Here is a 14,115-nt window from a genome sequence, read left to right on the forward strand (position 1 = left end):
GTCACCTGCGGCGCTTCCGATACGCTGCTGCTTCCCAATGGCATGTACATCTAGAGGAGCGATCTCCGTGAAGCGGCGCCCGACCCTGGCCGGACTGACGATGGTGCTGGTGGTCGCGCTCGCGGCCTGCGGCGGCGGAACGGAGAAGTCCGCCTCGGTGCACGGCGGCGGCGGATCCGCCGACAGCCGGACCGTCGAGCAGCACGACGACAAGGTGACCGGCGTGCGCGACGGGGTGCGCCACCTGACCCGGCGGACGACTCGCGCGACCCGGCCGCACCTGGTGAAGAAGTGCTCGACGGACAGCCGCAAGGTCCGGCACACCAAGCGCAGCAAGGGCCGCACGAAGACGTACTACACGACGGAGAAGGTCCGTGACTGCCACAAGGTGCGCCGGGGCACCGAGCGGTACACGCGGGTCCTGCGCGCCGAGCGCTGGTGCGTCCGCCTCGACGACGTCGGCGGCAAGCGCGCCGCCGACGACCGCTGGTACCGGGTCAACTCCACCGTCTACGGCGAGGTGAAGGGCGAGGCGGACCGGGCGAAGGTCACCGTCCAGCCGCTCCGCGAGGGCTGCTGAGCCCGGGCAGGATCACGTGGCGGCGACCTCCGGGATGCGCTCCTTGACCAGCGCGTAGAGGACGACCGCCACAGCCATCACCCCGGCCGCGGTGAACACGCCCGCGGCCCAGCTGCCGGTCGCGTCGCGCAGCACACCGCTGACGACGGGGCTGGCCACCGCGCCGATCTCGGCGACGAGGTTGAACAGGCCGAACAGCGAACCGCGGTCCTTCTCCTCGGCCAGGTCGCCGAGCAGGCTGTGCACGATCGGCTGGAGCGCGTTGAAGAACAGGCCCGAGCAGAACAGGATCAGGCCGAGCAGCAGCAGCGACGGGTCGCCGTTCGCGACGCTCGCGCCGAACGCGACCGCGAGCACCGTGTGCACCGCCGCGCAGATCACCGCGAGCGGCTTGCGGCCCTTGCCCGCGCGCACCCGCCGGTCCGCGATCCAGCCGCCGACCGGGAAGCCGATGATGCCGGCGCCCGCGTTGAACGCCGCGGTGAGGGCGGCGGCGCCCAGGCTGCTGTGCGCGGCCTCGGCGACGATCTGCACCGACCAGAACGAGAAGAACCACAGGTTCCACATCACGGCGATGAAGCCGAGGTAGATCAACCAGACGTTCCGGTTGAGGAGTTGGGTGCTGCGGCCGGTGCGGACGATGCCGCGGATCACGATCGTGACCATCACGAGGAACAGCACCCCGGAGCCGATCGCGGTCAGCCAGTCCGGCCAGCTGAACTCGTCGGCGAGCAGGAAGAGTCCGAGGATCGCGATCGCCGCGGGGATCGAGTAGCCGATGAGCCGCAGCGCGGGCGGGCCGATCCGCAGCGGCCTGTCGCCGCGCCCCCGGAAGAACGCCCAGGTCGCCCCGGCCACCAGCAGCGACACGACGCCGAACACGTACAGCGGCATGCTCCAGGCGCGGCCGCCCATGCCCAGCGTGCCGCCCCAGTCGATGAGGTGCGGGGTGGCGACGATGCCGACGGTGAGGCCGATGGACAGTCCCGACAGGACGACGCCGAGGCCGATGGTGCGGCGGGCCGCGGGCGTGTGATTGATGACCAGGACACGGTCGTTGGAGTAGAAGACGCCCTCGCCGAGCCCGGTGAGCACGCGGGCCACGACGAAGCCGATGAGCCCGCCGGTCAGGCCCGACACGAGCGTGAGCAGACCGGCCCAGAGCAGGGAGACGACGAGCATCTCGCGGTGGCCGTAGCGGTCGCCGAGCCGGCCGCCCGCGTACTGCGTGAGCATGTAGCCGGTGAAGAACATCGAGCCGATGAGCCCGCCGAGCGTCGCCGGGTTCGAGGCGTCACCGATGAAGCCGGCCTTGTTCTCGATCATCCAGGCGACGACGGGTCCTGTGACCGTGCGGTCCGCGTAGCTGATCAGCCAGCCCGCGAGCAGGAAGCCCCACAAGTGGGTGTGGTGACCCGAGAAGAGCGCGCGGCCCTTGGCCTCGGTGGTGGTGCGTGGTGGAGCGGCTGAATCCGACATGGGTTCCCCTGGGCGCTGAGCGGCAAGCGGCAAGAAAGCGCTTGCTAACCTCGCAGAGCGGTGCGCGCAGGTCAACGGGGTAAACCGGGCCGCTTCACCGATTCGCCTCCAGTACGGCCGTCAGGCCCGCCCGCAGGTCCTCCACGAAGTACTCGGGAACCTCCAACGCCGCGAAATGTCCCCCGATTTCGGGCTCGCTCCACCGGACGATCCGCCGGTACCGCTCCTGCGCCCAGGGGCGCGGGCACTTCTCGACGTCGCGGGGGTACGCGGTGATGGCGGCGGGGACGTCGACCCGGAGATCGGGGTCCAGCGCGTTGTGGCTCTCGTAGTAGATGCGGGCCGCCGAGGCGCCGGTCCGTGTCAGCCAGTACAGGGTGACGTCGTCGAGGATCCGGTCCATGGGGATCCGCTCGAACGGGCTGTCCTCGGTGTCCGACCACTCGGCGAACTTGTCGAGGATCCAGGCGAGCAGCCCGACCGGCGAGTCGACGAGCGCGTAGCCGATGGTCTGCGGCCGCGTCGCCTGCTGCTTCGCGTACGCCGCGCGGTGCTTCCAGAAGTCGCGGGTCTCCTCGGCCCAGGCCCGCTCGGTCGCGGTCAGCCCGTCCGTGGACAGGCCGGGCGGGCCCTCCGCGAACGTGGTGTGGATGCCGAGCACTTGCGCCGGGAACCGGCCCCCGAGGACCGTGGTGATGTTGCCGCCCCAGTCGCCGCCGTGGGCCAGGAACGTGGCGTAGCCGAGGCGACCCATCAGCTCCACCCAGGCGGCCGCGATCCTCTCGGTGCCCCAGCCGGTGGTGGCCGGGCGGTCGCTGTGGCCGAAGCCGGGCAGCGAGGGGGCCACGACGTGGAAGGCCGGCGCGTCCGGGTCCTTCGGGTCCGCCAACTCGTCGACGACGTCGGTGAACCGGGCGACGCTGTCCGGCCAGCCGTGCGTCATGAGCAGCGGCGTGGCGTCGGCGCGCGGGGACCTGCGGTGCAGGAAGTGGATGCCCAGGCCGTCGACGGTCGTACGGAACTGGCCGATCCGGTCGAGGCGGGCTTCGAACGACCGCCAGTCGTACGCCGTGCGCCAGTGGTGCACGACCTCGACGAGGTCGGCGAGCGGGACGCCCTGGGCCCACCGGCCGGGGCCTGGCGCGGCGCCCCGGACCGTCTCGGCCTCCGGCAGGCGCGCCGCGGCCAGGCGTGCGCGCAGATCGTCGAGCTCGGCTTCGGTCGCGTGGGCGGTGAACGGGTGCACGTCGCTGCTTGGACGGGGCATGAGGGCCTCCTGGCCATCGCGGAACCGGCTAAGGCGGTTCTAGCAGCGTTCACAGCGGTGCCGCAACCGCCTAAGGTGGTTCCATGCGTGACCGGTTCCCTGAATTCCGCCTCGGCAAGGTGCTGGCGACCAGCTTCACGGCGACCCTGACGGAGCGTCAGGGCGAGCCCGTGGAGCGGATTCCCACGCCGCAGCGGCTCGTCGACTGGCTGGCGGTGTACGGCCTCGACGTCGACTCCTGCAGCCTGGGTCAGCTCGATCTGGCCCGGGAGCTGAGGGAGTCGATCCACGCCGTCGCGACGGCGGCCGCGAGCGGGGAGCCGCTTCCCGCGTCCGCCGTGCAGGTCGTCAACGACCGCAGCGTCCAGGGCCGGGCCGCGGCCGTCCTGACGCCCGAGGGCGAGCGGCGCTGGCGGCTCGGCCCGGACTCCTGCGTGGAGGACGCCCTCAGCGTGATCGCCGCCGACGCCATCGACGTCGTCGCGGGCGAACGCGACGGGAAGCTGGCCCTGTGCGCGTCACCGACCTGCCGGGCCGCCTTCTTCGACGCCAGCCAGAGCCGCACCCGCCGTTGGTGCGACATGAACACGTGCGGCAACCGCCAGAAGAAGGCGCGCTTCCATGCGGGGCGCAACGGAGGCACCGGGCCGGCGGCGAAGTGAGTCGTACGCGCCGAGTGTCACCCCGCCCCGGCCCAGCAGCTCACGCCTCCAGTTGGCGGGCCCGGCCCGCGCCCACGGCGGCGAGGCCCATCGGCACGCACAGCACCGCGAGCATCACCAGCGGCACCGTCCAGCCGCCCGTCGCGTCGTGCAGCGCGCCGAGCAGGAACGGGCCCGCGGCGGCGAGCAGATAGCCGACGCTCTGCGCCATGCCGGACATCTCCGCGGCGCGCGCGGCGTCGGGGGAGCGCAGCACGATCACGGCGAGCGCCGTGCTGATCAGCAGCCCGCAGCCGAAGCCCTGCATCAGCATCCACGCGTACGCCCCGCCGACCGGCGCCACCAGCAGGCCGAGCACGGAACCGAGGACGAGCAGCGTGCCGGTGAGGCCGAGGGCGACCTGGTTCGAGGACCGGCCGACGAGCGCCGTGAAGGCGAGCGAACCCGCGATGCCCGCGAGGCTCATCACGGACAGCATCCACCCCGCCTGCGTGCCGTCCATGCCCTGGCTGGTGAGCATCGCCGGGATCCACGCGGCACACGCGTAGTACTGCAGCGACTGCAGGCCCATCAGGAGCGTGATCTTCCACGCGAGCGGTGAACGGCGCAGCGGCGTACGGGAGTCGGTGGCGCCCGGCGCGACCGCGGGCGGCGCCTCCGAGCGGCGCAGCTGGGGTATCCACAGGACGAACGCGAGCGCGGAGAGCACCGCCCAGGCGCCGATCGCCCCGCGCCAGCCGAGCCCGAGCGCGTCCCCGAGCGGCACGGTCACCCCCGCCGCGAGGGCGGCGCCGCAGAACAGGGCCACCGAGTACAGGCCCATCATCAGTCCCGTGCGGCGCTCGAAGTTGCGCTTGATGGCACTCGGCACGAGGACGTTCGACAGCGAGATCGCCGCGCCGATGAGCACGGTCCCCGCGAAGAGCGCCGGCAGGCCGGGGGCGAGGCGGAGCGCGATGCCCGCGGTCAGCAGCGCCATCATCGCGCCGAGCGCCCGCGTCATCCCGATGCGCCGCGAGAGCTTCGCCGCGAACGGGGCGAGGAGGCCGAAACAGAGGATCGGCAGCGTGGTGAGCAGCCCCGCGAGCGAGCCGCTGAGCCCGGTGGAGCGGCGGATCGTGTCGAGCTCGGGCGAGACGGACACGACGCCGGGCCGCAGGTTCATGGCGATGAGGAGGACGCCGGCGGCGAGGAGCCCGCCGGTCGCCCCGGCCGCGGCGGCCGGGTTCGCGGAGGTGGCGGAGGTGGAGGCGGATGTGGGGGCACTTTGCGGCATGCCGGCCAACGTAACATCCCATGTTTCGTGCGGGCCGCCTCGAAGTGGAGGCGCAGAAGCCCGCAAATGCTTATCAATCCGGACTGGACAGCGCTGGATACCGCCGCAGACATGGGATATTTTTGACTGCATACCCCGCACCGCGAGAAAGGCCACACCGTGCCCGCACCCACCCTGGTCCAGCGCACCATCGGCCGGATCGAGCGGAGCATCGAGAGCGGCGAGTGGGCCGTCGGCGACCGGATCCCCGCGGAGGGGCAGCTCGTGGAGGACCTCGGCGTGGGCCGCAACACCGTGCGGGAGGCCGTCCGCGCCCTGTGTCACACCGGCCTCCTGGAGGCGCGGCGCGGCGACGGGACGTATGTGCGCGCCGCGAGCGACCTCAACGCCGCGCTCCAGCGCCGACTGCGCCGCGCCGAGCTGAAGCACGTCCTCCAGATCCGCCTCGCCATCGAGCGGGAGGCCGCGCCCGCCGCCGCGGCCCACCGCGGCGAGGCCGACCTCGCCCGCATCCTGTCCGCCTTGCTCGCCCGGCACCGCGCCGAGGAGAGCGGCGACCCGGTGGCGTACGTCGAGAAGGACGTGGAGTTCCACCGGGCCGTCGTCGCCGCGAGCGGCAATCCGCTGATGACCGAGCTGTACGAGAGCATCGTCGAGTCGGTGCGCGACAGCATCGCCTCGCTGCGCCCCAGCTGGACGCCCGAGCTGCCCGGCGCGAGCTCCCACGACGACCTGGCCGACGCCATCGCGCGCAGCGACCCCAAGGCGGCGGTCGAGGCGGCCTGGGCGCACACGCGGACCGTGGAGGCGGCGATGGAGCGGATGACGGACGATCAATAGCCTCCCATAGGCGGCCAATTGGCCTTACGTCGCCCTCTGTCGGTGCCACCGCGCGCGCTCTACCCTGACGAGAGCCTCAACGGCCTTGAGGGGGAGTCGCATGAGCGATGACAGCGCGCGTGCCCGGGACGACGGACGCCGCCCCGACCCCCCGAGCTCCGGTGAACGCCTCGCCGACTGGGCGGACGGCCGGCTCGGGATCTACCAACTCGCCAAGTCCCAGATGCGCAAGGTCTTTCCCGACCACTGGTCCTTCATGCTCGGCGAGATCTGCCTGTACAGCTTCATCATCCTCATCCTCACCGGCGTCTTCCTCACCTTCTTCTTCGATCCCAGCACCCAGGAAGTCGTCTACAACGGCGCCTACGTGCCCCTCAAGGGCATCCGGATGACCCAGGCGTACGAGTCGACCGTGCACATCAGCTTCGAGGTGCGCGGCGGGCTGCTCATCCGGCAGATCCACCACTGGGCCGCGCTCGTCTTCGTCGCGGGCATGACGGTGCACATGATGCGCGTCTTCTTCACCGGTGCGTTCCGCAAGCCGCGCGAGCTCAACTGGCTGTTCGGCTGGACCCTGTTGTTCCTCGGCATCATCACCGGCCTGACCGGCTACTCGCTCCCCGACGACCTGCTGTCCGGCACCGGGCTGAAGTTCGCGCAGGGCGCCGTGCTCGCGGTGCCGATCGTGGGCACGTACCTGGCGATGTTCTTGTTCGGCGGCGAGTTCCCCGGCGACGACTTCATCGCCCGGCTCTATCCGATCCACATCCTGCTGCTGCCGGGCATCATGCTGGGCCTGGTGGCGCTCCATCTGATCCTGGTCTTCTACCACAAGCACACCCAGTTCGCGGGCCCGGGACGCAGCGAGAAGAAGGTCATCGGAGCGCCCTTCTTCCCCATCTACGTGGCGAAGGCCGGCGGCTTCTTCTTCCTCGTCTTCGGGGTGCTCGCGGTCCTCGGCGCGGTGGCGACCATCAACCCGGTGTGGGCTTTTGGGCCCTACAGAACGGACCTCGTCACGACGGGCGCGCAGCCCGACTGGTACCTCGGCTTCTCCGAGGGGCTGATCCGCGTGATGCCCGCCTGGGAGATCAACGCCTGGGGCCACACGCTGCAACTGGGCGTCTTCATCCCCTTCACGCTGTTCCCGCTGATCCTGTCCTTCATGGCGGTGTATCCGTTCCTGGAGGCGTGGATCACGGGCGACAAGCGCGAGCACCACACGGCGGACCGCCCGCGCAACAAGCCGGTCAGGACCGGCATCGGCGTGGCCTGGCTGTCGCTGTACGGGGTACTGCTGATCGGCGGCGGCAACGACATCGTCGCGACGAAACTGCACCTGTCGATCAACGCCATCACCTGGTTCGTGCGCATCAGCGTCTTCGTGGCGCCCGTCCTCGCGTTCGTCGTCACCAAACGGATCTGCCAGGGCCTGCAGCACCGCGACCGCGACAAGGCGCTGCACGGCCGCGAGTCCGGCACCATCAAACGGCTGCCGCACGGCGAGTACATCGAGGTCCACGAGCCGCTCACGCGGGCGGAGCTGTACACCCTCAACCAGCACGAGCAGCCCAGGGCCTACGAGTTGGGGCCGCGCTTCGACGAGAACGGGGTGGAGCGGAAGTTCACCGTCCGCCAGCGGATGCGCGCACGGCTCGCGAAGGCGATGTTCGGCCCCGGCACCTATGTGCCGAAGGCGACACCCGAGGAGTACCGGGCGCTGCACGCGGGGTGGCACGAGTCGGAGCGGGTGGACTGAGCGGGAAGGGGCGGGCCGTCACATGTGCGACGGCCCGGCCCCCTTGCTGTCAGCCGTTCAAGAAGCTCAGCCGCTCAGTCGCACCGTGAACGCCTTGTCCGTCGGCAGCTCCGCCGTGCGGACCGTCGTCACGTGCGTCTTCTCGTCGTACGACCATGAACTCCCGGGCAGTGGACGGCCGTTCACCGTCACCCGGTCCGGCGCGCCGCCGCCGTGCACCGTGAAGGTGTACGCCCGCTCGCTCGCCTTGCCCGCGTAACTGCCCTTGCTGGCCCCGACCTTGAGGGTCGAGCCCCGCTTGTCGGTGTCGACGGTCACGCGCTGCGTGGCCGACGCGCCCTCCTTGAACTTGCGGGTCACCCCGTCGTCCTCGTACAGGGTGTACGCGCTGTGGCCGGGCTCCGACGCGTAGACGTCATAGCCCAGTTGGCCCTTGTCGCGGTTCTTCCACGACGTGGTGCCCTTGGGCCACATCGGCACGACCGCCCCGGACTTCACGAACAGTGGGAGCGTGTCGATCGGGGCGTGGTAGCCGTCGATCGTGGTCGGGCCCTTGTACTGCTTGCCCGTCCAGTAGTCCGTCCACGTGCCCTTCGGCAGGTAGATGCCGTCGCGGGTGTCGGAGTCCTTGTAGACCGGGGCGACGAGGAAGTCGTCGCCCGCCAGGTACTCGTACTTGGCCTGGTCCCCGAGGGTCCTGGCGTCCTTCGGGTACTCCAGCCACAGCGGCCGTACGCCGCCGACGCCGGTGTCGGCGGCCTGCTTGGCGAGCGTGTAGAGGTACGGCATCAGGCGCTCGCGCAGCTGCAGGTACTTGCGGTTGATGGACGTGTACGGCTCGCCGTCCACCCACGGCTGCTGGTTGATCTTCTCGCCCGTGGTGATGTCGCGGGCCCAGCCGTCCATCGTCATCACGGCGGGCAGGAACGTCTTGGCCTGGAGATCGCGCGCGTACATCTTCGCGTCGTGCGAGTAGATCGAGCCGATGTCACCGGTGTTGTAGGCGATGCCGGACATCGTCGCGCCCGCGTACGTCGGGATCTGCCAGCGGATGAAGTCCCAGGACAGCTTCTGGTCGCCGGACCAGAGCACCGCGCAGCGCTGGGCGCCCGCCCAGGACACCGGCATCCACACGAAGCCGCGGGCGTCGCTGTTGTCCTCGATGCCGGCCTTCGCCTTGTCGCAGGCGTCGAGGGCCATGCCGTAGCCGTTGCCGACCCAGGCGACGTCCAGCTTGGCGACGCGCTGGCCCGCCTTCACCTGGTCGGCGAGCTTGTCGATGCCGTCCTGCGTCCACAGACCGAGCTGGGCGTTGTGGTCCTGGAGGCCCTTGGCGGTCTCGGCGAGGTTCTCGTAGCCGCAGCCGTAGCCGTCGTTGACCAGCATCCAGCCGAGCGGCATCTGGTTCTCGACGTACTTGTCGGCGACCTTCAGGGAGTCCAGGGTGTGGCGCTCGCCCTGGTTCGCGTTGTGCAGATAGCAGTCGGCGTCGCCCGGTTCGAGGCCGTAGACCGGCGGCATGAACGGCTTGCCGACCAGGGACGTGTAGTCGCCGATGACGTGCTTGGCGTCGCCGAGGAAGTAGTACGCGTCCAGGCGGCGCTCCTGCTGTCCGGTGTGGACCGAGGTACCGAAGTCGTAGACGCCGGGGGCGAAGGTGTTGCGGTAGACGCCGTATCCGGCCGAAGAGAGGTAGAACGGCTGGGAGTTGGGGTAGCCGCCCTCGTTCCAGTTCGTGTTGTTGGCGACGTACACCGTCTTGTCGCGGTGCGAGAGGCTGCCGTTCTGTTCGCCGCCTCCGAAGAACTGCTCGTCGGCGCCGCGCTCCAGGCTCTGCCGCATGCCGCCGGTGGACCAGCGCAGCGGCTTGTCCTCCTGCCAGACGCGCGTCTTGTCGTCCGCCTTGTAGAGGCCGAAGCGCAGCGGCTTCTTGTAGACGCGCAGGACGGCGTCGGCGGAGCGGATGCCGTAGTAGGCGCCGGTCTCGAAGGATGTCGTGTGCGGGTCGACGGCGGGCTGCTCGCGCACGATCTGCGTCCCGGCCGGGTCGCTGAACTCGCCGGACGGATCGGCCTGCAGGCGCAGCCCGCCGCCCTTGAGGAACTGGGCCTTCGCCTTCAGTTCCCCGGCGGCGATGGCGTAACTGCCGTCGTCACTCTTGAAGGAGGTGAGGTTCCCGGCGTCCGTCGTCTCGGGCAGGTAGGCCTTGCCGACGAAGGAGTTGTCGTGCACGTCGTAGGGGACGACCACCACGTGGTACGTGCCGTCCGCGCGCGGGATGACGGTCGCCTCGGGGTCGGCGGTGCCCGCGCTCGACGCCACCTGCTTGCCCGCGTCGTCGTAGACGTACATGTCGAAGTCGTCCTTGGGCTGCTTCGACCACTCGATGGAGACGGGCACCCCGCCCTCGGGGTTGTCGCTCCAGTACCCGTCCGGGACCGACACCGTGAGGTCGAAACGGTCGCAGACCTTCCCGTCCGGGTCGTCGGCGGGGGCCGGGCACTTCTTCGGGTCGTCGACCGTGCCGGCCGGATAGGTCGGGCTCTGCCAGGTGACGCTCTTGTGGTCGGCGTCGAGCACGCCGCTGCCCGGGGTGGCCGCGCCCGCCTGGTGCGCGGGTGCGGCCAGGAGCGCCGCCGCGAGGGCCGCGGTGGTCCAGGCGGCCAGGGCGCGGGCTCTTCGGTGGGGTTGCCTTTGGTGCAGTCTTCGCATGAGGTGCGTCTCCGCTCAGAACGACCAGTCATTGTTTACTTGTGCTTGAAACTCCTTGCGCACGTGCAGGATTGCGCAGAGAGTCAGGGTTGAAGATCCCGCTCGCACAGGTTCATGTCAACAGGAGAAGCGCCTCGTGACCGTTCGTCAGTCCGCACGCCGACCCGCCCGCGCCGTGCTCGCCGCCCTGCTGCTCGTCGGCGGCGGGAGCCTCGCCGCCCCGCCCGCCTCCGCGGCGCCGCACCCGGGGCCCGACTACGCCGACGTCCTCGACCTGCACGGCACCCCGAATGCCGCGCTGCCCGGCGACGCCGAGGACAACAACCCCATCAGCACCTTCTCGGACCGCGGCGCCTGGCACTCCTACGCCCTTCCGAAGGCCGGGGACCGGGCCGCGTACGGCGGGTTCAGCGGGCCGCTGTACATCGCGCAGGAGTACCCGTGGTGGCTGAGCAAGAGCTTCAGCCGGATCCGGCTCACCGAGGGCGGCCGCACCCTCGACCTCGCCGCCGGGGGCACGCCCCGCTTCACCTCACAGCCGGGCCGCCTGCTCCAGTCGTACGACCTCGGGCGCGGTCTGAGCCTCACCCTCGAGCTGCGCTTCGCCACCAACCGGACGGCCCTGGTGCGCGCGGAGGTGCGCAACACCGGCTCCGCCGCCCGCACGCTCGGCGCCGACTGGGCCGGCAGCCTGCTGCGCCCCGAGAAGGCGCCCATGCGCGACGCGCCCTCCCTGAAGTCCACCGGGCACGGCGTCGGTGTCGACTTCGCCAAGGTGCGCGAGCAGTGGGACTACCTCACCGACGGCACCGAACGCTTCGAGGTCACGCACAAGGACGACGTGCGCACGAAGGTCGACGGCGACTCCTACCGCACCGAGACCACCGCGCCGGTGACGCTCGCGCCCGGCGCCGCGCACCACTTCGACTGGACCGAGTCCTACACGTTCACCGACGCCGAGCGCACCCGCGAGGCCCGTCGGGCGCGCGCCGTCCTCGCCGCCCCTCGGGCCTACGCCGCCGCCGGTGACGCCCGCTGGCGCGGCTACGTCGCCGGGGTCACGCGCGGGGTGCCCGCCGAGCGGCGCCGTACCGCCGTGAAGTCCCTGGAGACCCTCGTCACCAACTGGCGTTCCGCGGCGGGCGAGTTGAAGCACGACGGCGTGACGCCCTCCATCTCGTACAAGTGGTTCACCGGCGGGCTGTGGGCCTGGGACAGCTGGAAGCAGGCCGTGGGCACCGCCCGCTTCGACCCGTCGCTCGCCGAGTCGCAGATCCGGTCCATGTTCGACTACCAGATCACCGCCGACGACAAGAACCGGCCGCAGGACGCCGGGATGATCCCCGACGCGCTCTTCTACAACGACCCCGAGCGCGGCGGCGGCAACTGGAACGAGCGCAACTCCAAGCCACCAATGGCCAGTTGGGCGGTGTGGGAGACGTACCGCAAGAGCGGCGACCGGGCCTTCCTGCGCGAGCTGTACCCGAAGCTCGCCGCCTACCAGGCCTGGTGGTACCGCAACCGGGACCACGACCACGACGGGCTCGCCGAGTACGGCGCCACCGTCGACCCCGCCAACGACTCCACCGAGGAGCGCCGCCTCGCCGCCGCCTGGGAGAGCGGCCTGGACAACGCGCCGCGCTTCGACGCCAAGCTCGGCACCTCCGTCGTCGCCAACCACGCCGCCGACGGCACGCTGCTCGGCTACTCGCTCGACCAGGAGTCCGTCGACCTCAACGCGTATCTCGCCCAGGACCAGGGCTACTTGGCGCGGATCGCCGATGAGATCGGCCGCCCCGGCGAGGCCGCGAAGTGGCGGAAGAAGTCCGAGGCCACGAGCGCCGCCGTCCGCTCCAAGTTCTACGACAAGGCCGACGGCTGGTTCCACGACATCACCCTGAAGGTCGGCGCCCCGCTCACCGACCGCGGCCGCGGCATCGAGGGCGCCGTCCCGCTGTGGACGGGCGCAGCGAGCAAGGAGCAGGCCGCGCGCGTGCGCGGACGCCTCACGGACTCGGGCGAGTTCGCCACCCACGTGCCGTTCCCGACCGTGTCGAAGGCGTCCCCGTACTTCGACTCGACGGCCTACTGGCGCGGCCCTGTCTGGTTCGACCACGCCTACGTCGCGCTGGGCGGCCTGCGCCGCTACGGCTACACGAAGGACGCGGACGAGCTCACCGGCAAGCTCCTCGCGGGCGCCAAGGGGCTCACCGGCGACCGCCCGATCCAGGAGAACTACGACCCGCTGACCGGCGCCCCGCTCAACTCCCCGAACTTCAGCTGGTCGGCCTCGCTGCTGCTGCCGATCCTGTCCGGGGAGCAGTGACCCGCAAGGCGCTCAGGACGCCGCGTACGTCCAGAAGTCCCGCATGATCTGCGGCGGTGTCGGTCCTGCCATCCCGAGCTGGGTCATCAGGACCGACACCGTCCCGGTCGACGGGGTGAGGTGGGCGGAGGTGCCCGTGCCGCCCACCCAGCCGTAGCGGCCCGGCACGTTGTAGGGGTGGGTGCGGGTGACGTCGACCGAGCCGCCGAAGCCCCAGCCCTCGCCCTCCGTGAACAGGCCGCTCGCCGCGCGCTGTTCGGCGCTCAGGTGGTCCGTGGTCATCAGCTGCACCGAGTCCGCGGAGAGCACGGAGCCGCCGCCGGCGAGCAGCATCCGGGCGAACGCCAGCCAGTCGTCCACCGTGGAGACGAGCCCGCCCGCGCCGGAGGGGAACGCGGGCAGGCTGTTCCACTCGCCGTCCGGGGCGTCGACGAGCTCGGCGCCGCCGTCGGGAGTGGGCACGTAACAGCTGGTGAAGCGGGAGCGCTTGGCGGCGGGGACCTCGAAGCCGGTGTCCGCCATGCCGAGCGGCTCGAAGATCCGCTCGGCGAGGAAGTCGGGCAGCGAGTGGCTCGTCATCCGGGAGATGAGCACGCCCTGGATGTCCGAGCACGCGTTGTAGAGCCACGCCTCGCCGGGCTGGTGCAGGAGCGGCACCCCGGCCAGCGAGGCCAGCCAGGTGTCCGGCTCGGGCACCCGCTGCGGGTGGTGCGGGTCCATCAGCGCGAACAGCGGCTGCACGGCGGGCAGTGAGAAGTCGGAAGGGAAGCCCCAGCCGGCCCGGAAGGTCAGCAGGTCCTCCACGGTGATCGGCCGGGCCGCCGGGACCACGTCCTCGATCGGGCCCGCCGGATCGCGCACCACGTTCGGCGCGGCCAGCTCGGGCAGCCAGTGCGAGATCGGCGAGTCGAGCGCGATGCGGCCCTCCTCGACGAGCGTCATGAGGGCCGCCGCCACGATCGGCTTGGTGATCGACGCGATCCGGAAGATCGAGTCGCGGGCCATCGGCGCGGTGCCCTCGGTGTCGGCGTGGCCGACGGCCGCGACCTCCACGCGGTCGCCGCGCGCGACGAGTCCCACGGCGCCGGGCACGGGGCCCTTCGACACGTGCGGGGCCAGGACCTCGGTCAGGCCGGTGTTCTCGGTCATCGGGCGATCCTCCTGTGCGTACGGGTGCGGTGCCGTCGTGCGCGTGAGCGTACAGAGGAAGACCG

The 14,115-nt window shown here is 70.9% G+C and carries 10 protein-coding genes; 5 read left to right on the plus strand and 5 right to left on the minus strand.

Going from position 1 to position 14,115, the window contains the following annotated elements; all coding sequences use genetic code 11:
• The first annotated feature begins 67 nt into the window (after positions 1-67).
• The gene (locus tag ACZ7L4_RS10400; RefSeq protein ID WP_472101310.1) at positions 68-580 is read left to right on the plus strand and encodes a hypothetical protein; all 513 of its coding nucleotides are present in this window, start codon (positions 68-70) and stop codon (positions 578-580) included.
• 12 nt (positions 581-592) lie between these two features.
• Here ACZ7L4_RS10400 and ACZ7L4_RS10405 read toward each other — a convergent pair whose 3' ends face one another.
• Both ACZ7L4_RS10405 and ACZ7L4_RS10410 read right to left on the minus strand, forming a co-directional pair.
• Positions 593-2,059: an MFS transporter gene (locus ACZ7L4_RS10405; protein WP_472101311.1), complete on the minus strand. Its 1,467-nt coding sequence runs from the start codon at positions 2,057-2,059 to the stop codon at positions 593-595.
• Between the two features lie 94 nt (positions 2,060-2,153).
• Positions 2,154-3,326, minus strand: coding sequence for an epoxide hydrolase family protein (locus ACZ7L4_RS10410; RefSeq protein ID WP_472101312.1), 1,173 nt, complete (start codon positions 3,324-3,326; stop codon positions 2,154-2,156).
• 83 nt (positions 3,327-3,409) lie between these two features.
• On the opposite strand from ACZ7L4_RS10410, the gene ACZ7L4_RS10415 reads away from it, so the two are divergent.
• Complete coding sequence (locus tag ACZ7L4_RS10415) at positions 3,410-3,988, plus strand: CGNR zinc finger domain-containing protein (protein WP_472101313.1); 579 nt, start codon at positions 3,410-3,412, stop codon at positions 3,986-3,988.
• 40 nt (positions 3,989-4,028) lie between these two features.
• Here ACZ7L4_RS10415 and ACZ7L4_RS10420 read toward each other — a convergent pair whose 3' ends face one another.
• Positions 4,029-5,264 carry a CynX/NimT family MFS transporter gene (locus ACZ7L4_RS10420; RefSeq protein ID WP_472101314.1) on the minus strand — a complete coding sequence of 412 codons (1,236 nt, stop codon included), beginning with the start codon at positions 5,262-5,264 and terminating at the stop codon, positions 4,029-4,031.
• 159 nt (positions 5,265-5,423) lie between these two features.
• On the opposite strand from ACZ7L4_RS10420, the gene ACZ7L4_RS10425 reads away from it, so the two are divergent.
• Both ACZ7L4_RS10425 and qcrB read left to right on the plus strand, forming a co-directional pair.
• A complete protein-coding gene (locus tag ACZ7L4_RS10425; RefSeq protein WP_472101315.1) occupies positions 5,424-6,104 on the plus strand; it encodes a FadR/GntR family transcriptional regulator in 681 nt (226 codons plus the stop codon).
• Positions 6,105-6,204: 100 nt separating this feature from the next.
• Entirely contained in the window at positions 6,205-7,863 is a 1,659-nt protein-coding gene (gene qcrB, locus ACZ7L4_RS10430; RefSeq protein WP_472101316.1) for a cytochrome bc1 complex cytochrome b subunit, read from the plus strand.
• A 66-nt stretch (positions 7,864-7,929) separates the two neighbouring features.
• Here qcrB and ACZ7L4_RS10435 read toward each other — a convergent pair whose 3' ends face one another.
• Positions 7,930-10,575 carry a glycoside hydrolase family 31 protein gene (locus ACZ7L4_RS10435; protein ID WP_472101317.1) on the minus strand — a complete coding sequence of 882 codons (2,646 nt, stop codon included), beginning with the start codon at positions 10,573-10,575 and terminating at the stop codon, positions 7,930-7,932.
• Positions 10,576-10,711: 136 nt separating this feature from the next.
• Here ACZ7L4_RS10435 and ACZ7L4_RS10440 point away from each other — a divergent pair, with 136 nt between their 5' ends.
• A complete protein-coding gene (locus tag ACZ7L4_RS10440) occupies positions 10,712-12,901 on the plus strand; it encodes an MGH1-like glycoside hydrolase domain-containing protein (RefSeq protein ID WP_472101318.1) in 2,190 nt (729 codons plus the stop codon).
• 12 nt (positions 12,902-12,913) lie between these two features.
• Here ACZ7L4_RS10440 and ACZ7L4_RS10445 read toward each other — a convergent pair whose 3' ends face one another.
• The gene (locus ACZ7L4_RS10445; protein ID WP_472101319.1) at positions 12,914-14,050 is read right to left on the minus strand and encodes a serine hydrolase domain-containing protein; all 1,137 of its coding nucleotides are present in this window, start codon (positions 14,048-14,050) and stop codon (positions 12,914-12,916) included.
• Positions 14,051-14,115: the final 65 nt, after the last annotated feature.

The organism is Streptomyces sp. NPDC107575 (assembly GCF_055657265.1).